Raw genomic sequence first — 22,612 nt, 5'->3', positions numbered from 1 at the left:
CTTAATTTATACTTGATATCATGCTTTATATCAAAAACAATTAATCTTTACTTCATAGCTTAATTATTAGAAATTGTCCACTTGAACGTTTTCACTAATTAATTGTTAGATCTAGTTCAAAAGTATTAAAACTACTTAAAAGTAATAGTATTATTGTATTTATTTTCTTAATCCTATCACTCAGTTTATTTAATAATATCTATTTTCTTCAACCATGGTTCAATGTCATTAGGATCGTCCGCCCTTAATCCTTCCAATATGTTTGACTTTGGACAAAGGCTGTTGATTGCTTCCATACTTTCTTTAATATCACTTGATGAACTGGTACAGAAAGGAACAACTGTTTTACCTGATAAATTGTAAGATTCAAGAAATGTATCTATTGCCATTGGTGCTGTATGCCACCAGATTGGATAACCAACAAAAATCACATCATAATTATCTATATTTTCTACTTTCGTTGCTAACTTAGGTCTAGCGTTATCTTCCTTTTCCTTTTTAGCAACATCACTTAATTCCTTATATTCATTAGGGTATGGTGTAACAGTTTTAATTTCAAAAATATCACCATTAGTAAATTCCTGTATTCTTTTAGCAGCTTTTTCTGTAGTTCCAGTTTGTGAAAAATATGCGATTAGAATCCTTTTTGTTCCATTATTACTCTTTGCTAACTTAGATCCATTTGAATTTGACGTATCACTTGCACTAGAAATATCATTACCAGCCTCTGTTCCATTTAAAGAAGTAACTTTTTCCTGACCAGCAGAAGAAGAATTATTACTATTACTTCCACAACCTACAGAAAAGAGTAACATCATGAAACATAGTATAGTCAATAGAATCTTTTTCATAATTATTTTTCTCCTTATTTAATTATTTGTAGGGATTTTAATTAAATAGAAGTGCAGGTATTATGAATGGCAACAAATTGTCACTGTCAAACAGCATTTCAATTGGTTCTATCACATTACCTGCATTTTTAACTATTCTATATATGCCCCAGATGATAGGTTAATCATTATCTTATAAAGTTGGTAAATACGCCAGTTTCTCTCTCTGGCATCTTTACACCATTCTTAAGACCAGTTTCCTTACATTTTAAGAAAAATGCCATATTTCTTCCTAGAGTTCTCATAGTCTGAAGTCCTTCTATATCCTGTTTTACTTGCTCAGGAGTAGCACCGTGAACCATATTCCAATACTGTGATGAAACAATTGGCATCTGCATTAACCCAAAATATTTATTTAATTGATCATAAGTTGCAGTTGTTCCTGCTCTTCTTGCTGATATAACACATGCTGCAGGTTTTAAATAAAATGACTGTCTGCCACCGTTTAAATCTGCATAAAATACCCTGTCTAAAAACGCTGTTATCGCGCCTCCTGCTGCTGCAAAATGCACTGGTGTTCCAAAGATATATCCGTCATAGTCTGCAGCTATATCAAGGAATTCATTTACTTTATCATCAAATGTACATTTTTTCTTAGTAACACATACCTTGCAGGCTATGCATCCATTTAAAGCTTTATTGCCAATCCAGAAAATCTCTGTTTCAATTCCATCCTTATTTAATGTTTCTGCAACTTCTGTTAATGCAGTATAAGTACATCCTTTTTGATGTGGGCTTCCATTCACTAATAATACTTTCATTTTTATCTCTCCATTTCTTTTATTAAATGATTTACTATAAATTTATAACTTTTACTTATTTTTTATTTTAACGATGAATTTTGAATCAACTCACTTTAAAAAAATTTCATTTTAGAATCAGCTTACTACTGAGAGTATACTCTCAGTCAAGCACTTTTCTATTTTTTTATCATATTTTTATCCTATTTTTTATTTTCCAGCTCTTTTAGCCATATCTGATCCCACTGGGTAACGCTCTCCAACTACAGTAATTTTTGATAATGCATCATTTAATTTGCTGAGATCCTCATAGGTTAAAGTGATTTTTGTTGCTCCTGCATTCTCCTCTAAACGATGAATTTTTGTTGTACCTGGTATTGGAGCAATCCAAGATTTTTGTGCTAATACCCATGCTAAAGCTATTTGAGCAGGTGTAGCACTTTTTTCTTTAGCGACCTTATAAATCAAATCAATTAAAACCTGATTTGCTTCCATATTTTCTGATGAGAATCTTGGAAGTTGACTACGAAGGTCACCCTTAATAAACTCAGTATTTTCATTGAAGGCACCCGTTAAAAATCCTTTTCCTAGTGGTGCAAATGGCATAAATCCAATTCCTAGTTCTTCTAAAAGCGGAAATAGTTCTTCTTCTGGCTTTCTCCACATCATAGAATATTCACTTTCCACTGCTGTTAGCGGGCAGATTTCATGTGCCTTTTTAATTGTGTTAATTCCAGCTTCTGAAAGCCCCCAATGTTTTATCTTACCTTCCTTTATTAATTCCTTCATAGTATCTGCTACTGCTTCTATAGGGACATTGGTGTCAACACGATGTAAATAGTATAAGTCAATCACATCCGTTTTCAATCTCTTCAATGATCCCTCCACTGATTCCCTGATTACTTCCGGTCTTCCATCTAGAACCTGTTTTCCATCCACAATCTTTATTCCACATTTAGTACTTATAATAACTTTCTCCCTATAAGGCTTTAATGCCTCGCCAAGTAATTCTTCATTTATATATGGTCCATAAACCTCTGCTGTATCAAACAGGGTAATTCCCATTTCAATTGCCTTATGAATTAGTGATATCATTTCTTTTTTATCTGAAACTGTTCCATATCCATAACTCATTCCCATACAGCCAAGACCAATACTAGATACCTCTAATCCACTTCTTCCTAATTTTCTCTTTTCCATCTTCAAATCTTCCTTTCACTTTACATCAATATAATTTGTTACAAAGATACACATTGCAATTATTGTAATTAACATAAGCTTATTTATTGCTGTGCATACTATATTCAAATTATCCTATGCTATATTCTTCTTCCTCAAATTGTTTTTCCTTGCTTATTTCATCATCAGAACTTGATAATGAACGGGCAAAACTGAAGACAAATATGGCTATAACCGCTGCTGCTGCACCAATCCATGTAATTGACATTACAGACCATCCTCCTACAACGATTCCCCCAATGACTGCCCCCAAGGAGAACCCAATCTGTACAAAGGTACTGTTAAGACTAAGAGCAATTGACGAAACTTCAGGTGCAAGTGACACTAGGTTGAAATTTTGTGTTGGTCCAAATGTCCAACAAGCTATCTCCCAAATCATAAGTAATATTATAGTGCCCATTGACCAACCTAAACCTAATAAAGACACTAACACAAGGGTAATAATTTGAATAGCAATAGCACCAAGTATTGTACGATTAATTCCAATTCTATCAGCCAAGAAACCTCCAGTTTTTGAACCAATTAAGCTTCCAACACCTAAAATCATAAGAACAATACTTATTTTATTTTCCATCATCGGCATAGCTGCTGTAAGAAATGGAGTAATATATGTATCAATAATAGAAAAACAGATAAATACAAATACTGTTACGCTAAGCATAAATGCTATTCTAGGATTCTTTAAAAGAGCAAATCTTTTATTAAGAGGTACTGAAGCATCTCCTTCAAGTGCTGGTATTGATTGCTTAATAACAAATAGTGCAAACAAACAGATAACTGCAATAATCCAAAAGATTGCCTTCCACCCATATGCCCCTGATACCATTCTTCCTAGCGGTACTCCAAATACAAGGGATGAACTAAAACCCATTGCAACATTTGACATAGCGCTGCCTTGACGTCCGGGAGCAGCTAATTTCGCAGCCATTCCATAAGCATTAACTATAAAGACACCTGTCCCAACGCCAAGTATAACTCGCGCAGTCATCAGAGATGCAAAGCCCGGCAGCACAAGTATACAACTGATTCCTAATAATATTATGGCAAGAGCCAGCAGCAGTTGCTTGCGCTGATTCATTTTAGATATCGCCACAACGACAAGAGGCGTTCCTATTGCATTACTTAGCGAATATACAGTGACAAGCTGACCAGCTGTTGATACAGATACACCTACAGATTCAGCAATTTTATCTAACATTCCAACTATGCTGAATTGTGTCGTTCCAACCACGAAGCAGATAATAGTCAGCATATAAATTTTCCAATTGTTGTTTATTTCTTTGTTCATTATATTCTACATTCTCCTCTACTTTTGTTAATTCATAACTTTGGTATATAAGTGATGCTTATTTCTAAAATCTTTGCATATCCTTAAGCATTTTTTCCTGTTATATATGCTTCCTGCATTGATTTGCTGCCTTGAATATCTCCAAGCTGCCAAGCACCTGCTCCATAAATTACACCTTTTACATGAGACGTTGGAAGACAATCTGTAAATCCACGTAAACTATCGATAGTACGCTCCATGGAACTCTTACCTGCAGCTGCAGTTGCAATAAAGTAAAAATCTTTACCCCTAATTTCTGTATAGCGTGGCAATGTACGATCTATCATTGTTTTCATCTGACCATCCATAGAATAAAAATATACAGGTGTAGCTAAAACGATGATATCTGAATCTATCATCTGCTGGAGGATATTAGTCATGTCATCCTTCTGTACGCAGATACTACTTGTTTTACAGGCATAACAGGCATTACAACTTCCAATTTTACAATCCCTTATATAAATCTTAGTCACAAAATTACCTGATTCCTTTGCACCCTTTATAAACTGATCACATAAAGTGTCTGAATTGCCTCCCTTTCTTGGGCTTCCTGATAAAACTAATACTTTTTTCATTGATTTCTCCTTATATAATACATTTAGGTTGATCAAGGCAACCTATAACCATTTATTAGCTGAATATTTATACAAAGTTAAATTGTATAAATACTTTGTTAAATAAAGTGATTTCCAATTCTCCTTTGCAGTATATACTATACTGTTACAGGATAAAGCATATCCATTTTTTACAGAATTGGCCGCCGGTTGAAACCAACGACAGTACTAATAGTACATGTGAATTTACTTTATCAATAGCATTCTTCTAAGATTTTCAATATTTCTTGGTTTGTCATCTTCTTATTACTTTCTGCAGAGATTTTGCAAGAGTTCGCAATCTGCTTTAGCATGTCATTATCAATATTACTAAGCTCACGAAGTGTTGTAGGCAATCCAATTTCTTTTATGAAATCAGAAAGTGCCTCAATGCCTGCTCTTGCTAGTTCATCTTCTGTCTTTCCTTCTGCTTTAATGTTCCAAATATTTCGAGCAAAGCGAGCAAACTTATAAGGGTGGTAGGAATAGATATGTCGATAATAAACCGGGTCTATGACCGCTAAACCGCAGTCATGGTTGCAGTTTGTATAAGCATCCAGCTGATTTCCAATATTATGAACTTCAAAAGTTATCTTCTTTCCCAGCTTGATGATACGATTCTCGGCCATAGTACATGCCCACATCAGATTACTTCGAGCCGTATAATCTTTTGGATTTTTGATTGCTGTGCGCAGATTGCGGATAACACTTCGCATCAGCGCCTCTGAAATATCATAGGAAACATTATCTTCATTGGGTTCGCTGAAATAAGTCTCCATTATATGACTTAAGGTACCGAACCCACCAGACACCATCTCATCCGTTGATATACTGTATGTATATTCTGGGTCAATCATAGCAAACTTTGGATTACATTTCGGATAATCGCGACCTGTTTTCACTTTATACTTTTCATTAGTGATTGTTGCACAGCCGTTCATCTCACTGCCTGTGCCAGCAACTGTTACAATTACACCAAGAGGTAGTGGTTCAAAATCTATAACACTCATCTTTGACCAATACTTATTCCATACATCCTCTGTTGAAACAACCGCCATAGAAATAGCCTTACAGCAATCCATAACAGCCCCACCACCCACACCAAGGATAAAATCTACAGCATTTTCTTTTGCAAGTGCTGCCCCCTCCAATACCTTTTCGTAAGTCGGATTAGGCATAATATTTGAAAACTCAATGACGTTCTTTCCAACCATATTGAGTATCTCCATAACTTCCCCATAGATTTCGTTTTGCTTAATAGCCTCACCACCATAGGCAAACATCACATTATGGCCATAATCTGAAAGAGCACTTGCAAGATATTCTTTTACACAACCTCGTCCAAAATAAATTTTTGTCGTATTCTCAAAAATAAAATTATTCATATTTTATTTAACGCACTCCATTCTTGTTTAATCATCTCTCTTTACAGTTTTATTATAAGTAAATCAAATAATAAACAGAAGTTTCAATAAGTTCTCCAGTATCAACCTAAAGGTTGTAACTCAATTCAAAAAAAAAATCCACGAAGCATCGTGGATTTTTAACTTAAGTAATTCAAAGGGAATTTCATAATTTCATTCTACAGGAAGAATTTTCAACAATGGGCCTACATTCTCCCAGATGTCGATCCATTAATACATCATTGCTGTTTTCACACTGATTTAATACATTCACATCATATTTACACCCGTTGTATCCGCACCACAGAGAAGAATAATCCACCATAATCCGCGATTGAAACCATCATTTTACATTCCTTTGACGAATCATAATCGGATGTGATCAATGCAGTTAATCCAGCTATAGTTTCTGACTCCCATTCCTTACCTTAATCAGAGTTTGGATTCTCAATGGGTTCAAGTTACAAAATTAAATATCTGCCTTTACTATATTTTAGAATCTACTTCATTCCTATTTCCTTTAACCATTCTGAAACATCATTTTTTGCGCTATCGCTACTTACACTACCGCCACGTATTGCTAAACCTTTTACAATATTTGAATTCGGACATTCATTTTTTAAATCCAGTACGCTATTTCCAAGTCCACTTCCCTCATGAGTACAGAATGGAATAATTGATTTTCCTGACAAATCATATTCTTCAATGAAGGTCTTTACCGCCATGGGCATTGTACTCCACCAGGTTGGATAACCCAGCATAATGATGTCGTAATCCTTAATATTATCAATCTTATTCTTCAAAGTCGGCCTTGCATTTTCATTCTGTTCTTTTTTTGCAAGATCAACAGTGCTATTATAATCTGATGGATATGCTTCTTCTGTTACAATTTTAAAAACATCTGCATTTATATTTTTAGCAATTGTATCAGCAATTATTTCTGTATTTCCTTTCGACTCACCATTACTTTTAACTAAGCTAGCAGATGATACTGCATCTACTCCAACAACATCTGCATGTGAGAAGTATGCAATTAGTACTTTCTGTGTCTCTGGTTTGTAGCTTACACTGTCGCTTGTAGATACAAATCTACCTCTAAAATTATATGCAGCACCTGCTATTACTACAATCAATACTGCAATTAGTATGCCTATTCTTATTTTTTTATTTTTCATATATACCTCGCTTATATTTCATCTATTTTCTTTATCATCACTATAAATATACGTAAGTCCTTAAACTTTTCTATAAAAACAAATTTACCTTTCTCTGCAGAATTTTCATAGAAATTGAAGCCTATACATCCATCTTCTCCTTCAGTTGGTCATTTGGTTTGCAATCTCTAAAAATTCCTGACGTTTTTCAAGTTTCACATTAAGAAATGCATGAATAATAATCATTAAACTCACCCCTTTAATCTCTTGAACTAACTATTATTACCATTATATTATAACCAAATCATTTCATAAGTAGAAGTTTCAATAAGTTCTTCAGAATGAACCTAAAGGTTGTAACTTAAAAAAATCCACGAAACTGAATCGTGGATTTTTTACTTGATTTATTTTTTATTCTTCTAATGCGAAAATCTGAGAAACAGCCTGTATAAATGATTTGACATGTTCAGAAGGAGTTAGCGAATACAGTAAACCAAATGGAATTTCATAGTTCCATTCTACTGGAAGAATTTTCAGTAATGGATGTACATTCTCCCAAAAATCAAATACCATTAAGACATCATTGCTGTTTTCACACTGATTGAATACATTCACATCATAAAAGGAGAAATCTTTTATTGTGATATCAGGATAATTTTCCCAAATATCATCTCTCATAATATCAATATAACTATTCCATCCTCTTCTAATTAGCATAAGGTTTTCACCAAACAAATCTTGAATTGTTAGCTTACTTTTTACAGCCAGCCTATGATGTATGGATACCGCACAGTAAATCTTCTTTCTTGAAAGTTCCTGTGCCTCACATTTTCGCTGATTCAGAAATTCCCCATCAAAAACTCCTGGCACCAAATCGATGTTCTGACCAAGATGCATTAGAATTTCTCTTGCGTTTTCAGGAGTGTTTTCAAAGGAGACCAATTGAGCCTTCAAATCTGGACAAAGTTCATGAATCTTTGGCCATAAGTCCATTAAAAGACGGCTCGGTGTCATTAATGATGTTCCAATCCTAATTGTATTTAAATTTTTCTCCTCCATAGCTTTTTTTGCTCTATCAATAGATTCTTTTGAATACTGAATGATATATTTTGCATCTGTATACAGAGATTTTCCTGCCTCTGTTAATGTAAGCCCCCGATGGGTTCTTACAAACAATTGTAATTCAAGACTAGATTCTAAAAGATTCATTTGTTTAGTAACCGCAGTAGGTGTAATATATAAAATTTCAGCAGCTTTAGAAAAACTCCCAGCCTCTGCTACTTGTATAAAAGTTTCCAACTGTTTATTGTACATAAAAAACATCCTTCCATTGCCACTCATCTTTCATTCAAACTTTCCGCAATCTTATATACTGATAACAGTTTTAAATAAAATTATGATTAGACCACAAAAAGCTGACAAATATCATCCAATTAGAATTTAATGATATAATAGCATTATAAAATTAAACGTATGAGGAGAATTACTATGTTTTGCAAAAATGACCTTCAACAAACTTCATTATTTGAACCAATCAACCAAATGCCAAAATACCTTCAAGATATTTTAAATAAAAGTTGGGCTAAGGCATTTAAGGATCATATTTTTCCGCGAATAAATGAGGAGCGTTTTTCGGTTTTATATAGCAATAAAGCCTCAAGGCCTAATTCACCTATTAATGTTATTCTTGGCTTACTAATTATAAAAGAAATATTTCAGCAGACTGATGAAGAGCTTATCGGCTCTATTCATTTCGATGTAAGATATCAATATGCTTTAAATACAACTAATTATGAAACACAACCAGTATCTATAAATACTCTAACAAATTTTAGAAACAGACTTGTTGAATATGAAGCGTCAACTAATGAAGACTTAATAAAAGCTGAAGTTGAAGCTTTATCCGAAAGCATTGCTAAGTATTTATCTGTTGATAATAAAAAAGTTAGAGTGGATTCGTTAATGGTTAGTTCATCATGCAAAAAATTAAGTAGAATTGAGCTAGTATATTCTATAAATAGCAGACTTATTAAAGCTCTAAATATAATAAATCCACCTATTATAAGTGATGAACTAAAACCGTACCTTGAAAAGGGGCATAAAAATGACACTATATATAGAACTCAAGATTTAAAGGCTGATTCAAAACTTTCAATTTTAATCGAACATTCTAAAATTCTATACAATATCGCTCTGAAAGCTGGAGATATAGTTACTTCAACAGAAGAGTTTCAACTTTTAAATAGAGTTATTCAGGACCAAACTACAGAAGATGCTGCAAAAAATTTAGTTATTAAAGATTCAAAAGATATAACTTCAACTAGTTTACAAAATCCAACTGACAAAGATGCAACCTACAGAAAAAAATATGGTGGTAACGTTGGTTATGTTGTTAATATACAAGAATCATTTAATGATAAAAACAGTGTTATAACAGGCTATGACCTTAAGCAAAATATTCACAGCGATTCAAAATTTGCTGATGATGTTATTGCTAATTTAGCTTCACAAAATAAAAATTCAAACTGTAAACTACTAGTTGATGGTGCTTACTATGAACAAGAAAAAGCCAAAAATGCTTTAAAACAAGGAATTGAAATGATTCCAAGTCAACTAGTTGGCAGAAAAGTATCTACTGATAAACTGAGTTATTCAAAATTCATTGTAGATGACGAAAAAAATGTAATAAGTTGTTGTCCTAACGGAGTCGAACCTGTAGAGTCTTATTATAGTTCAAAATCTTATACAGCCAAATTTGACTCCAGTACATGTGAAAAATGTCCTTTAAATTCACAATGTCCAAAGAAAATATCAAAGAAATTTAATACCATAAGAGTTAGCGAAAAAGCTTATAATACAGCTACTCAAAGAGAAAAAATGCACGAGAGTGAGTATATAAAGCTTGCAAATAAAAGGGCTGGTATAGAAGGTATTCCTTCTGTTTTGAGGAGAAGATATAAAATTGATACCATGCCTATCCGGGGATTATTGCGCTCAAAATTATGGGTTGGATTTAAAATCGCAGCCTATAACTTCAAGAAACTGTTAAAACAGTTTCTTGAAAGTGGCATAGAGTGTTTTCTCAATATAATTGCATGTATAGTTGCTGTAATAATTAACTGTTTTAAATTATATTTTTTAGAATTTGAAGCAAAGCTGTCAAACTAATCACGATACTTTATAGTTTTTGTGGTTTAATCAAATTATAAGCTAGAAACATAAATAGCAACAAATGATCATTATAATGAACTTTATCTCTAAGACTTATTATAATATTTCATTTATAATATTTTGTATAACTAAAAATTCAGTCACTACAGTCCTCTTATTTATAAGATTTTTGGTAAATAGAAATACAATCTTCACGAGTCAGTTGTACACGGTCACAAGCAAACAAACCACCCATTGGCCCCATTGCATTATCTGCCATCTTATGGAATTCATCTGGAGAAATTCCATAATCGCTCATCTTTAACTCTGCCACACCACAGTCCTCTAACAGTTTATTTAGTACTTTAATAAAGTCCATTGGATCACTTGCATCTTCCATACCCATTGCCTTTGCCATGTGTATGAAACGTTCATCACAGACATGCTTTTCGATGATATTGGTAAAATAAGCACGGCATAGCATTATAAGCCCTGCTCCATGTGGAAGATTTGGATGATACGCAGATAATGCATGTTCAAGTGAATGCTGGCTGGAAGTTGTTCCAACACACATAACAGTTCCAGATAAAATATTTGCAAACGCTACACGTTCTCTAGCTTCTATATCATTACCATCTTTAACAGCACGGGCAAGATAACGGCCAGCATTTTCTATTGCAGTAATTGCATACATATCACTCATAAGATTTGCAAATTTAGATACATAACCTTCTAAACTATGACTTAATGCATCAAATCCTTGATATGCAGTAAAGTTCTTTGGAACACTTATCATAAGCTCTGGATCTTCTATACATAATACCGGAAAAATAAGCGGTGTTTTTAATCCTAATTTTTCATTTGTTTCAGGCTTTGTTATTACACATCCTGCATCTGCTTCAGATCCTGTTCCTGCAGTTGTGCTTATAGCTACTATAGGTAATGGCTTATTGGTTACAGGTTGACCTTTGCCTGTTCCACTTCCAATATAATCCCATAAATCTCCTTCATTTGTTGCCATAACTGCCATAGCTTTAGCAGAGTCAATGCAGCTTCCGCCTCCTAGAGCCACTACAAAGTCACAACCATTTTCTTTTGCAAAAGCAGCACCTTCCATTACTGTGTCCTTTACTGGATTAGGCTCAACCTTATCAAATACAACTGATACTACACCAGCCTTCTTAAGCTCATCTTCTGTACGGCTTAAGTAACCATTTACTCTTGTAGATTTTCCATTAGAAATCACAATCATTGCTTTTTTTCCTGGTAATTGTTGTTCATGAAGCTGATTAAGCATTCCAGCTCCAAATAAAATTTTTGTGGGTACATACATATTAAAACTCATAGTTTTTCCTCCTAAATTTTACTTTGAAAATTTACACATATTTTTCTATGTGATATAATCATCTTAAACTTGATAGTCAACTCTAAGTCAAGAGTTTATTTTAATTTTCTATTTTATTTTTAGGAGGAAACTCATGTATTATACAATCAGTGATATATCAAAAAAAATAAATATTTCCCCATATACTCTTCGTTTTTATGCCAAAGAAGGCTTACTCCCATTTGTTGAACGTAGCGAAAGTGGTATCCGAATGTTTAAAGATGAAGACTTTGAGTGGTTGTTCATGATAGATTGTTTAAAAAAGACTGGTATGTCACTTAGAGATATTAAGACTTTTATTGAATGGGTAATGCAAGGCGATGAAACAATTGATCAGCGTTTAAATATGTTTCAAGAACAACAAAAAGAAGTAGAAGCTCAAATATCTCAATTACAAGAAACCCTTGATGTATTAAAATACAAATGCTGGTATTATAAAACAGCAAAATCTGCTGGTACAACCTCTGTTCCAAGAGAAATGCAAGAAAAAGATATTCCAGATGATATTAGATATGTTAGAGAAAAATCTAAGAAAATGCATAAACTTGCCTAATAAAAAAACAGTATCACCATTAGATAAAATATATTCTCTGGTGACGCTGTTTATTTATATCTAAATTAAACTTTATTAATTTTCTTTTTTATATTAAATAATCCATTTATTGTTGTATTGATTAGAAACGTTTATCGAAGAAATCTACCGCTTTCTCTACTGCTTGAGCAACGTATTCTGGTTTCCAATATGTTTGGATATGAGTAGCTCCCTTGATGAAGAACAAATCCTTATCGTTCGTACCTGTTGCTGCAGCAAATGCTTTTTCAGTTAAATAGAAAGTATCGGCAATGCTTCCAGCCATCATCAGTAATGGTTGGTTAATAAGATCCATACTCTCTGAAGCATCGAACGTAAATAAATCAAGAATACTACTTAAAGTGTATTTGAATGTAGAGTTTGGATGTCTATGAGTTTTACCATAATATTCGTAGCCCTCACGATAAAGATCATATGGTAACGCTTTTGCCTGTTCATCAGTGAGATCTAATAGGTCAGCTGAATATAAGACCTCTCCACCGACAGCTTCTTGTACACGAGCAGCTGTAGCTTGTTGTAAACGTTCTTGGATAGTATCTACTTGAGAATCTAAGAAACCATTGCGACGAACAAGTCCACTGTTGAACGCACTTAAAGTAACAACTACTTTGAAGCGCTTGTCGGTTTGAGTAGCTCTTAAAGTGTAGCCACCTCCACCACAAATACCAAATATTCCAATGCGTTCTGAGTCAACACCAGGATAGATTGAAATGATATCTGCCATACCATGGATATCTTCCACACGAAAATTAGGTTTATCAACATTACGCGGCTGCCCTTCACTTGCACCTTGATAAGAAGCATCGGAAACAATAGTGACATAGCCATTTTCAGCTAAACACTGACCATATAATCCAGCGACTTGTTCCTTGACTCCACCATTTGGATGTGCAACCACAATTGCAGGGTACTTCTTAGATGGATCATAATCAGCTGGTGTATAAACATTAGAAGCGATTTTCAAGCCATTTAATACATAGCTTATTGGATGAATGTTGACTTTACCAAATTCATTCTTGGTGATAGCACCTTGATATACTAATCCCCATTGATTATCATTAATTATTGGTAAATCTTCAACATATACATCTTTATATAACATCTTTGACATAATTAATTCCTCCATTTTCAATTCATAACAAAATAAGTGAATAGTTATTTTTCCATATTACTTACTACCCTCTATACATTAACTAAATTCAATACTTCTCAAATTTTTCTAGATAAAAATAGCCGCCTCCACCAATTTTGATGTTGCATAAAGACAAAATATTTATAGTATAATATTTGAAACTCCAATCAATAACATTTTATTTGGTTGGAGTTTTATAAATTGTAATATAGATGTTTTTAAGTGATATTATGTATATAAAATATTGTAAAGATACCCCTTGGTTTTTCAAGAAAATTTTAACTTTAATAATTAGTCACAGTAACAAAATATTCCTTAGAGCATATCTTTCTAATATATTAGTCTGAAACTTTCGGAGTACATCAAAAGTGCTTAAATTACTTTTAAATCTATATTTTATTAAAAGTAATAAAATATAGATAATAAGGGCACTATATATTTGTATGGTTATTGCGTTAAGGGTTCTTCCGACCCATTTTTTAATGGTCAGATGTTGTTTTATCCATTTAAAGAATAACTCAATATCCCAACGCTTTTTATAGAGAGATACTATGTCTTCAGCTGGCATATCGAATATGTTAGTAACTAAACGGAATTCTTCGTCGGAGTCCTTAGTAAAATATAGAATCTCTCTATATTTATATTTAGTTTTATTTTTACTATAATCAGACCCCATTGTAACAATATAATCATATAGATTATCTACTCCAGTATAAATGGATAAATACTCCTCCGTAACAGAGTTGCTTTGTTGTCTTGTGATAAATTTATAATTATAATGACTCATCTCATCATACCAAGAGTACTTAAAATATCCCTTATCAAATAAATATATATTTTTATCCGAATTAACATAGCCGTCAATACAACTACGTTCTCCTACTTTAGCAGGGCGGATGCTAATTTTATCAGGTAACTTAGTTCCAAATGATAAAAGAGTACTAATTCTAATAGCAGATTTTTCATCTTCATAATAGAGTTCAGGGGCTAAGCCCTTACCTATACTAACTACTGATGAATCTATTATTTTAATATCTTTAAAGTTTTTTATTTTAACTGAAGAATTCATTTCTTTATCAGCTTTTACCAATAATTCTTCGAAAACATTTCTAAATAAATCTGATGACTTACTCTTATTTAATCTAGATATTTGGGAATAACTTGGCATGTTGAAATCCTTACTTATCTTCGATGAATTTTTATATTTAGCATTAATATCTCTTAAGCCATCACAGCCGGAGATTTGTAAAAACAACATTGTTAGAATATGATCCCGACCTGTATAACACTTTGAGTATTTATATTCATTATTCGCTTTTCTTAATTTTCTTCCAATATTCCCATCAATAAGTTTAATTAATTTTCTAAACACACTTCTATTTGCAAGTTTATCCATAATCAAAAACAACCTCCATTCTTATAATTGAAGGTTGTCCTTGATACTCAATAATTATTCATTGAAAATTGTTGCTTTATGCAACACTAAAACCTCCACCAATTCTTATTTATTTATAAAATTAGTGTACATCTTATAGTTAACTCTAAAGCAAGAGAAAAAGATAAAAAAGATGATTGGTTCTATTTCACTAACCCCTTCTCCTTATCAACCTTAATTTTATGTTAAATTATTATATTCTTCATCAGTTACAGGTTCTAGCCATTCGACTCCTCCCTTTTCAATATTAGGTAACATCGCAATATGCGTAAACCAGCTATTCGGTGTAGCGCCATGCCAATGTTTCACATTCGGCGGTATCTTTACAACATCCCCCGCATGAAGAACCTGTACTGGCTTTCCTTCTTCCTGATAATATCCCTCTCCTCCAGTAACAAGCAGAATTTGACCACCTGGATGTTTATGCCAACTATTTCTTCCACCTGGTTTAAAAGTTACATTAAATGTAGGGCAATTAAAATTTTCATCATTAGGTACCAGCATTTCAACCCATTCTTCCCCAGCAAAATGTTCCGTATCAGTATTTTTTTGACCTTTTGGGAAAATTACACCTTCACTTAAATCTTTCACATTTTCCTCATTTGTAGTTGAACTAGCTTCTTTTATTCCTGTCTCAGTATTTCCATTATCATTAGTATCGGTAGTTTTAATTTCCTTTTGTGTAACACTTTCCTGGCTGCCTGCACTTCTTTGGCTATTATTACAAGCTACTAATGTAACAGCAATTATCAGGGTAATAGCTAATACTAATAAATCTTTTATTTTCTTCATAATTTTTCTTCCATTCTTATAAATATTTTATTTGTTTTCACAGGAATTTCGTAAACATTAATTTTCCAAGCTTTTCAGATTAGGTATTACTAGATGAATTAGATTATTTATTTGTAGCATTAGCTGCTCTGCTAATTAAAACATTATTTAGTACTCCACTCGCATTATCAGCCTGTTTCTTGCCAACTTTTGCTTCGAGTACAGATATTATGCTTCTCATCTGTGCCTCAGTCAATCCTACATTAAACCCAACGTTAAAATGACCCTGTAGCTGTGGGTTGACGCCCTCAATACTTGATAGCGCGGAAATGGTAGCTATCTCTCTGCTTTGGAAATCTAGTATATCTCGTCCGAATATATCCCCGAAAAGATGCCCTTTAAAAAAATCATCTATAACTGGAACAAAAGTATTTCCACCACTGGCAGGCATTCCTGTCAGACTAGTCTGAATTTCAGTTCCAAGTTCTACACTGCTCTTATTGGCAGGTAATGGGCTTGCTTCCTTGCCAACCTCATCCTTTATTCCTTTTTGCTCGCGTTCTTCCATAACGCTCCTAAATGTACTAATACCATTCAGACTACGAGGGAATCCCGCATATGCATACATCTGCACTAAAATTTCCTTGATTTCATTAACAGTTAAACCAGAATCCAACCCTTCGTTCAAAGCTATCTTCAGCTTCTCTAAATCACCATTTGCAGTGAACGCTGCGATTGGAACTATACTCTGTTGCTTGATACTCAAACTTTGGTTATTTGTGGCTTGTGCTTGTGAATTTTTGTTTACTTCTGCTGCTGTTGCTTTTCCTGAAAATCCACTCACTGAAACAAGCAGTGAAATCGATAAGATCATTACTATTATTTTTTTCATTTTCTTCTTCCTTTCTCAATAAAAAATTAAACCATAGAATTTTAATTGCAGCTTCATTATAGAAAAAGCTACGTCCTTATAGAAGTCTCAATACGTTCATCAGTTTCAAGCCAAAGATTCAAACTATGGTAGATTAAACTTAATGAAAAACAATCCTACATTTTCCTTTTATGAATGCCTTTGCTAATAGTTGTAATTAAAAATGTGTTTCATCTATATCAACTTTTGACAAAGCTTCATTGATACTAGCTAATTCTTTCTCCGTTAATGTTATATTATCAGCTCCCAGATTTTCTTCTAACCTATGCATTTTTGTTGTACCAGGAATCGGAATAATATAAGGTTTTTGAGCCAATTCCCAAGCTAATACGATTTGTGCTGATGTTGCATTTTTACTTTCAGCGACTTCTGCTATTAAATCTAATAATGCTTGATTGTGTTCCATAACTTCAGGTTTAAATCTTCCCATGAAACTTCTGAAGTCACCTTCTTGATATTTTGTATTCTTTGTATACTTACCACTTAAGAATCCATTACCTAAAGGACTATAAGCAACAAATGAAATACCTAATTCTTCACATAAATCAAACAATTCTTTTTCTGGTTCTCTCCACACCATTGAATATTGATTCTCAATAGCTGATAACGGACATACTCCATGAGCACGCTTCATATAATCAATCGGTGCATTTGATAATCCCCATGTTTTGATTTTTCCTTCAGACATTAATTCTTTCATTACACCCGCGACAACTTCAGGTTCAACTCTTGGATCAACTCTATGTTGATAATATAAATCAATACAATCAACCTTTAATCTTTTTAAAGACCCTTTTACTTGTTCTCTAATAGATTCAGGTCTACTATCTAAGATATTTTGAGGTTTTTCATCAACAATTTCTTGACCGGTAATACCAAATTTTGTAGCAATTATAACTTTCTCTCTCACTGGAGCTAATGCTTCACCTAATAACTCTTCATTAGATTCACCATAAACAACAGCTGTATCAAAGAAATTACACCCTAATTCAACTGCCTTGCGAATTAATTGAATCATCTCTGCACGATCTGCTGGTTTTCCATAAGCATGATCCATTCCCATACATCCTAGTCCAATTGCTGATATCTCAATACCACTACTTCCCAATTTGCGTTTTTTCATTGTTATCTTCCTCTCTTTTTTATAGTTATTACTTTAAACATGAATTTTTCTCTCTTTATCTGATGTCTAGCCACTGTAACACTCCCATCCTCTAAGGTGGGAGATAACAGTGGCACGACCCTAGATAAGTTCAACTAAGATTCAGATGGAGATCAAACTCCACCTGAATCAAGTTTCACTTGATACTGGTTATTTTGCATATCCTAAATCATTTATCCATGAAATAATATTTGGTGCATCCTCCTCAACTTTGTTTCTTGATACCGTATATCCTTTCTTATTTACCGTTGCATTAGGTTCAAGCTTCGCAATACTACTGATGGTATTTGAGAAACCACTGCCTCCATGGCTATTAAATGGAATAACCGTTTTACCGGACAAGTCATATTCGTCAAGAAAAGAGTATAGAATCATTGGCATATCCCCCCACCAATTGGGATAACCCAAGAAAATGGTGTCATACTGTTCTATATTGTCAATATGAGATTTAATTACAGGACGCGCATTTTTTTTCTGCTCTTCTGCTGCTAAGTCTACAAGATTGGTGTGATCAGTGGGATAAGGTGTCTCAGGCTCAATACGGAAAATATCTGCACCTGTATTCTCCTGAATCACGTAAGCCATATACTGTGTATTTCCCAAAACCTTTCCATCAATGACCACAGTACTATCGTCTTCCGCCTTGGTCATATTATTCGGATCTGTGGTTTCTGGCATAGAAAAATAAACAACAAGTGTTTTTGAGCCTTTCTCAGTAGGGGCATTAGGTTTACTAGACGAAGCAGATTCCTTAGATGCTTCACTTTGGCTGGAAACACTATCTGTGCCTTGCTTTGCGGTATCAGAGGAATCAGACTTCAAATTGTCAGTAGAGGACGTACCTGTTTTGCTGCACCCACCAAAACTGAATAGAAGAACACAGGTAATCATAAAAGTAAATAATTTTTTCATATAATTTAACACACTCCTTTATTATCTAACAAATCATTCTTTCATCCTTAAGTCTCCCTAAAAAATCTAGGAAACAAATTACAACGTGGACTTTTTATTTGATTTATTTTTTAAACGGTTATTCTTTTAAAATATTTATCCCTAATTTCAGTATTGCGTGGAATCGTATTTAATAATAATGTTAACTATTTTACTGGCTCGTCACTAGTTATATCTTTACATTTTTATTATAAATAGATTCGAGAATTAACAGAAGTTTTAATAAGTTCTTCAGTATAAACCCAAAGGTTGCAACTCATTTTATGAACAAAAAATCCACGAAGCAATTACATCGTGAATTTTAAAAATCTATTTTTTTAACAGCCATTCCATGATATCTTTGTCATAGGCAAACAGTGCACCGCCACCATGTTCATCCTTAGCTCCCCTTTGTACAAAATAATCATGATTTTTCACATCAAGTACTAACAACCGATTGATTTCTTCTTCTGTCATTCCCTGTGCTTCATATAATTCATGCAGTTTCTGATATGCCTCTTTTGTTGGCCCTGAACCATAATAATCATCGTTCTCACCTACTGCAAAATATACCGGAATATGTTTATCAACGACTGGTTCATAAGCTCCATCCCATTTAGAACTACAATGCAGATATGCTGTAAATAAATCCGGTCTTTTTCCTAACACGATAGACATGGTTTCTCCACCTCCTGAATAACCGTTGGCATATACTTTTGTTCGATCAATATTGTAATTACTAAGAAAATATTCTACTAACGCAATTGTCTGATCAGCTGATCTCTCACCCCAGTCTTCAAGTTGGGGTGCAACAATAATCATATTCGAATTATATTTTTGTGCCTCGAATCCAAATTTCTCCGCACGCAGATTTACACCAACACCTTGAAAATATAATCCTTCATAACCAGGAAGTGTCAAATACAATGCATATGGCTCGCTTCCATCATAGCTTTCAGGAATATACACGTTATAATGAATATCACCATTTGTTTGCGAATGAAGTACATTATTTAGTAAGAAATTTTTGTACTTTTCTACTCCTTCCGTATTAACTTCCTCTTCGAGATTTTTTTCTTCACTTGCGAGTTCTTTATTGTCTTCCTTTCTATTTTCACTGCTAACATTATCATTAGTTTTATTTCGTGAATCATGAAATAAAAACAAGCATCCCACACCTATGAAGCCTAAAAGGAGTAATATTACAATCAAAATAACTTTTCTATTTTCCATACTACCTCACTTTCTGACGATGAACGTTTATGTATTTTAGACAAAAACCTGTGAAGATACCACTCTACTATGGCAACTACACAGGCACGACCTTTTTTACTATTTTTTATTTGTACGATTCTTTGTAAATTTCTACACAATATTCAATGCATTCTCGAATGGTGTGCACTTGTGCAGGAGCCAACACACATCTGAATCCCATATAAGTAACTGCTAAGTATTAATTGCTAATTTCCTGCAAATACCTCTGTCAGCCATTCTGCATACTGTGGAATCCATCCGCCATAAGGTCCAAATCCGTGAGGTGTGTTTTGCAGTACCTGATATCTTACCGGCACACCAGCTTGTTCCAACGCAAAAATATTAGCTTCAAATTCACTTACAAACGGGTCACCCGTACCATAACAAAAATACGTAGGTGGCAAATTTGATGTAGCAAGCTTTTCTACATCTTTAGACGCAACACTTAGGCGTCCATAAAAGGAATAAATCATTCCTGCAGCAGATGCATCAGCAGTGATTTCATCTAATTCATCTGTCTTATAAGCCGAATCAAGTGCAGTTCCATTGATAAGTCCATCATAGTTAAGCAACAGTTCGCCTACCTGTATGCCACCTGCTGAGAAACCCATAACTCCAATATCAGCTGAGTCAATTCCGTAAATATCAGCATTCTTTCTTACAAAACGAACTGCCCTTCCCAAATCCAGAGCACCTTCCTCCTGCGTATATGGACGTAAGCGATAATCTACCACAAAGCACTGGAAGCCCAGTTTTGCCAGTTCCTCTGCCACTGGGACTGTATCCGTCAGATTACCACGAAATGCAAATGCTCCTCCAGCACAGAGTAACATTGCGCCTTTGATCTCTGTTCCTTCTGGAACAAGAATAGAAGTGAGATACGGACGAAAATCCGGATTATCAAAATAATTTCCAAGGTTTTCTGTGTATTTTGTTACTGCCGGCACATTTCCTTCTTCCCAAAGATATAAACGCTGACTGTTTTTCGCATCTGCTTTTACCGTAAGAACAGTATCAGAAGCATTATCTGGTTCTTCCGTCTTAACAGACATTGCATTATAAGAAAATGGAATATCCTTAGATCGAATTCCCGGTGCTCCAGTATCTTTGATTGCTTTCATTACATTATTCTCCTTTGTATTTTTCTGAACATCTGCGCTTTCTGACACAACTTTCTCTTGTACAACATTTTCTTCAGATGAACTCACAGACTCGGAACCTGTACTACATCCAGATAGAAGTGACATCACCATTAGTAGTAACAGATGATACAAACTCCATTTTCTGTGAGACAATGATTTATTTCTACTCCTATAAGAATTCTTGTTGATGATGGGTTTCTTCATTTTCTTCCCTCCAATCCTGCACTTACGATTTTATATCTTCTGTAAACGGATTATCCATATTTCTTTCCAATCTCTATAAATACTAGATTATTAAGCAAGTCCTAATGGATACCATGCCTATATGGGACCTCCTTTCATAAGGCAAGTCCCTGAATCCAATCCGTAATCACTTTGGTTTGATCCTCTGCCATATCAAAGCCACGAATTGGCAATCCTTTGAGTACAGTTGCATCAGGCTCAAGCTCTTTAATTGTCTCATACGTTCCACAGTCACCGCTTCCCTCATGGGTATTAAAAGGAATAATAGTCTTACCTCTAAAATCATATTTATCAAAGAATGTAAACATAATCTGTGGAAGTGTGTACCACCATATGGGATATCCAACAAAAATCACATCATAATCTTCAACTGGAATTTCATTTTTTATTTCAGGTCGTTCATCTGCATCTTTTTCCTTTTTGGCAATAACCTCTATCTGTAGATAATTAGAAGACAATCCAGGGTATGCTTTTACAGACTCAATTTCTACCAGATTTGCACCTGTCTTTTCTGCTATAATTTTCGCGAACTTTTCTGTAAATTTATCCTTCGATGGAAATATCGAAAGATATGTGACTAATATTTTTTTATAACTCATAAATGTTTTTCCTTCCTTAATATAAGATTCTTGTATAAGACATAGATGCCAGCTTAATGGTATCCTCACTTATAGTATAGACCTCTGTTACAACAAATGGATTTTCCACTTCTTTTCCACCTACAATTGCAGTCATCTTTACTTTGTTCAATAGAACAACGGTAGATTCCATCTGCTGAATTGTTTTCTCCTGAAATTCTACAGTTTGAATATTGATTCTTCCTTCCTTCATAATAGCAATCTCATTGTCTCTTTTTAACGTTACTCCCATATGCACAAATACTGCTTCTTCATGAACATATTTTTCTAACTGTTCCACCTATAGGAATAGGTAAGACTTTGAAGTTATCTCTGCCTTTTCCCCTCCTCCACACAGTGCTTGCGACTTTCACCGCACACTGCGTTCCATCAATGAAGTTTTACTATATTTTATCCATACAACTGAAAATATTATTATTCATAATATCCCATACAGTCAGCGTCTTTCATTGGAATTTTTCCAACGTTCTGCTTCTCTTATTCTTACTCGAACCTGATTGTA

At 33.9% G+C, this 22,612-nt stretch carries 21 protein-coding genes and 1 pseudogene; 2 read left to right on the top strand and 20 right to left on the bottom strand.

The annotated features are described in order from the left end of the window. Positions 1-185: 185 nt before the first annotated feature. From DIC82_08530 to DIC82_08490, 9 genes and pseudogenes are all read right to left on the bottom strand, one after another. Positions 186-851, bottom strand: a complete 666-nt coding sequence (locus tag DIC82_08530) for a flavodoxin (protein ID AWK51058.1) — start codon at positions 849-851, stop codon at positions 186-188. A 167-nt stretch (positions 852-1,018) separates the two neighbouring features. Beyond that, positions 1,019-1,651 (bottom strand): flavodoxin family protein, encoded by a 633-nt coding sequence (locus tag DIC82_08525; GenBank protein AWK51057.1) that lies wholly within the window; start codon positions 1,649-1,651, stop codon positions 1,019-1,021. Positions 1,652-1,840: 189 nt separating this feature from the next. Continuing rightward, complete coding sequence (locus DIC82_08520; protein AWK51056.1) at positions 1,841-2,830, bottom strand: aldo/keto reductase; 990 nt, start codon at positions 2,828-2,830, stop codon at positions 1,841-1,843. Between the two features lie 109 nt (positions 2,831-2,939). Next, positions 2,940-4,157 carry an MFS transporter gene (locus tag DIC82_08515; protein ID AWK51055.1) on the bottom strand — a complete coding sequence of 406 codons (1,218 nt, stop codon included), beginning with the start codon at positions 4,155-4,157 and terminating at the stop codon, positions 2,940-2,942. 83 nt (positions 4,158-4,240) lie between these two features. Next, positions 4,241-4,771, bottom strand: coding sequence for an NADPH-dependent FMN reductase (locus tag DIC82_08510; GenBank protein AWK51054.1), 531 nt, complete (start codon positions 4,769-4,771; stop codon positions 4,241-4,243). 233 nt (positions 4,772-5,004) lie between these two features. Beyond that, on the bottom strand, positions 5,005-6,174 hold the full coding sequence (locus tag DIC82_08505) for an NADH-dependent alcohol dehydrogenase (protein AWK51053.1): 1,170 nt from the start codon (positions 6,172-6,174) through the stop codon (positions 5,005-5,007). 195 nt (positions 6,175-6,369) lie between these two features. Beyond that, a pseudogene (locus tag DIC82_08500) lies at positions 6,370-6,472 on the bottom strand (LysR family transcriptional regulator). 220 nt (positions 6,473-6,692) lie between these two features. Continuing rightward, positions 6,693-7,367 carry a flavodoxin gene (locus DIC82_08495; GenBank protein AWK51052.1) on the bottom strand — a complete coding sequence of 225 codons (675 nt, stop codon included), beginning with the start codon at positions 7,365-7,367 and terminating at the stop codon, positions 6,693-6,695. Between the two features lie 390 nt (positions 7,368-7,757). Beyond that, the gene (locus DIC82_08490; protein AWK51051.1) at positions 7,758-8,660 is read right to left on the bottom strand and encodes a LysR family transcriptional regulator; all 903 of its coding nucleotides are present in this window, start codon (positions 8,658-8,660) and stop codon (positions 7,758-7,760) included. Between the two features lie 159 nt (positions 8,661-8,819). On the opposite strand from DIC82_08490, the gene DIC82_08485 reads away from it, so the two are divergent. Continuing rightward, the gene (locus DIC82_08485; GenBank protein AWK51050.1) at positions 8,820-10,514 is read left to right on the top strand and encodes a DDE transposase; all 1,695 of its coding nucleotides are present in this window, start codon (positions 8,820-8,822) and stop codon (positions 10,512-10,514) included. 157 nt (positions 10,515-10,671) lie between these two features. Here DIC82_08485 and DIC82_08480 read toward each other — a convergent pair whose 3' ends face one another. Further along, entirely contained in the window at positions 10,672-11,841 is a 1,170-nt protein-coding gene (locus DIC82_08480; protein ID AWK51049.1) for an alcohol dehydrogenase, read from the bottom strand. 133 nt (positions 11,842-11,974) lie between these two features. Here DIC82_08480 and DIC82_08475 point away from each other — a divergent pair, with 133 nt between their 5' ends. After that, entirely contained in the window at positions 11,975-12,433 is a 459-nt protein-coding gene (locus tag DIC82_08475) for a MerR family transcriptional regulator (GenBank protein AWK51048.1), read from the top strand. Positions 12,434-12,554: 121 nt separating this feature from the next. Here DIC82_08475 and DIC82_08470 read toward each other — a convergent pair whose 3' ends face one another. From DIC82_08470 to DIC82_08425, 10 genes are all read right to left on the bottom strand, one after another. Continuing rightward, positions 12,555-13,583: an alpha/beta hydrolase gene (locus DIC82_08470; protein AWK51047.1), complete on the bottom strand. Its 1,029-nt coding sequence runs from the start codon at positions 13,581-13,583 to the stop codon at positions 12,555-12,557. Between the two features lie 316 nt (positions 13,584-13,899). After that, positions 13,900-15,000: an IS4 family transposase gene (locus tag DIC82_08465; GenBank protein ID AWK51046.1), complete on the bottom strand. Its 1,101-nt coding sequence runs from the start codon at positions 14,998-15,000 to the stop codon at positions 13,900-13,902. Between the two features lie 219 nt (positions 15,001-15,219). Beyond that, positions 15,220-15,630, bottom strand: a complete 411-nt coding sequence (locus tag DIC82_08460) for a cupin domain-containing protein (GenBank protein AWK53055.1) — start codon at positions 15,628-15,630, stop codon at positions 15,220-15,222. Positions 15,631-15,934: 304 nt separating this feature from the next. Beyond that, positions 15,935-16,702, bottom strand: coding sequence for a 4-carboxymuconolactone decarboxylase (locus DIC82_08455; protein AWK51045.1), 768 nt, complete (start codon positions 16,700-16,702; stop codon positions 15,935-15,937). 196 nt (positions 16,703-16,898) lie between these two features. After that, positions 16,899-17,864: an aldo/keto reductase gene (locus DIC82_08450; GenBank protein ID AWK51044.1), complete on the bottom strand. Its 966-nt coding sequence runs from the start codon at positions 17,862-17,864 to the stop codon at positions 16,899-16,901. Between the two features lie 189 nt (positions 17,865-18,053). Continuing rightward, positions 18,054-18,815: a flavodoxin gene (locus DIC82_08445; protein ID AWK51043.1), complete on the bottom strand. Its 762-nt coding sequence runs from the start codon at positions 18,813-18,815 to the stop codon at positions 18,054-18,056. Positions 18,816-19,163: 348 nt separating this feature from the next. Next, positions 19,164-20,066, bottom strand: a complete 903-nt coding sequence (locus tag DIC82_08440) for an alpha/beta hydrolase (protein AWK51042.1) — start codon at positions 20,064-20,066, stop codon at positions 19,164-19,166. A gap of 227 nt (positions 20,067-20,293) precedes the next feature. Further along, the gene (locus tag DIC82_08435; GenBank protein ID AWK51041.1) at positions 20,294-21,433 is read right to left on the bottom strand and encodes an alpha/beta hydrolase; all 1,140 of its coding nucleotides are present in this window, start codon (positions 21,431-21,433) and stop codon (positions 20,294-20,296) included. A 134-nt stretch (positions 21,434-21,567) separates the two neighbouring features. After that, positions 21,568-22,071, bottom strand: a complete 504-nt coding sequence (locus tag DIC82_08430; protein AWK51040.1) for a hypothetical protein — start codon at positions 22,069-22,071, stop codon at positions 21,568-21,570. A 16-nt stretch (positions 22,072-22,087) separates the two neighbouring features. After that, positions 22,088-22,348, bottom strand: a complete 261-nt coding sequence (locus DIC82_08425; GenBank protein ID AWK51039.1) for a hypothetical protein — start codon at positions 22,346-22,348, stop codon at positions 22,088-22,090. Positions 22,349-22,612: the final 264 nt, after the last annotated feature.

The organism is Clostridium beijerinckii, from assembly GCA_003129525.1.
GTDB classification, from domain to species: domain Bacteria; phylum Bacillota; class Clostridia; order Clostridiales; family Clostridiaceae; genus Clostridium; species Clostridium beijerinckii_D.
This window is presented reverse-complemented; position numbering and strand designations above follow the sequence as displayed.

Bases quoted from the DNA above. Each gene is read 5' to 3' on its own strand.
- DIC82_08530 (AWK51058.1), bottom strand. From the start codon at position 851: ATGAAAAAGATTCTATTGACTATACTATGTTTCATGATGTTACTCTTT.
- DIC82_08525 (AWK51057.1), bottom strand. From the start codon at position 1,651: ATGAAAGTATTATTAGTGAATGGAAGCCCACATCAAAAAGGATGTACT.
- DIC82_08520 (AWK51056.1), bottom strand. From the start codon at position 2,830: ATGGAAAAGAGAAAATTAGGAAGAAGTGGATTAGAGGTATCTAGTATT.
- DIC82_08515 (AWK51055.1), bottom strand. From the start codon at position 4,157: ATGAACAAAGAAATAAACAACAATTGGAAAATTTATATGCTGACTATT.
- DIC82_08510 (AWK51054.1), bottom strand. From the start codon at position 4,771: ATGAAAAAAGTATTAGTTTTATCAGGAAGCCCAAGAAAGGGAGGCAAT.
- DIC82_08505 (AWK51053.1), bottom strand. From the start codon at position 6,174: ATGAATAATTTTATTTTTGAGAATACGACAAAAATTTATTTTGGACGA.
- DIC82_08495 (AWK51052.1), bottom strand. From the start codon at position 7,367: ATGAAAAATAAAAAAATAAGAATAGGCATACTAATTGCAGTATTGATT.
- DIC82_08490 (AWK51051.1), bottom strand. From the start codon at position 8,660: ATGTACAATAAACAGTTGGAAACTTTTATACAAGTAGCAGAGGCTGGG.
- DIC82_08485 (AWK51050.1), top strand. From the start codon at position 8,820: ATGAGGAGAATTACTATGTTTTGCAAAAATGACCTTCAACAAACTTCA.
- DIC82_08480 (AWK51049.1), bottom strand. From the start codon at position 11,841: ATGAGTTTTAATATGTATGTACCCACAAAAATTTTATTTGGAGCTGGA.
- DIC82_08475 (AWK51048.1), top strand. From the start codon at position 11,975: ATGTATTATACAATCAGTGATATATCAAAAAAAATAAATATTTCCCCA.
- DIC82_08470 (AWK51047.1), bottom strand. From the start codon at position 13,583: ATGTCAAAGATGTTATATAAAGATGTATATGTTGAAGATTTACCAATA.
- DIC82_08465 (AWK51046.1), bottom strand. From the start codon at position 15,000: ATGGATAAACTTGCAAATAGAAGTGTGTTTAGAAAATTAATTAAACTT.
- DIC82_08455 (AWK51045.1), bottom strand. From the start codon at position 16,702: ATGAAAAAAATAATAGTAATGATCTTATCGATTTCACTGCTTGTTTCA.
- DIC82_08450 (AWK51044.1), bottom strand. From the start codon at position 17,864: ATGAAAAAACGCAAATTGGGAAGTAGTGGTATTGAGATATCAGCAATT.
- DIC82_08445 (AWK51043.1), bottom strand. From the start codon at position 18,815: ATGAAAAAATTATTTACTTTTATGATTACCTGTGTTCTTCTATTCAGT.
- DIC82_08440 (AWK51042.1), bottom strand. From the start codon at position 20,066: ATGGAAAATAGAAAAGTTATTTTGATTGTAATATTACTCCTTTTAGGC.
- DIC82_08435 (AWK51041.1), bottom strand. From the start codon at position 21,433: ATGAAGAAACCCATCATCAACAAGAATTCTTATAGGAGTAGAAATAAA.
- DIC82_08430 (AWK51040.1), bottom strand. From the start codon at position 22,071: ATGAGTTATAAAAAAATATTAGTCACATATCTTTCGATATTTCCATCG.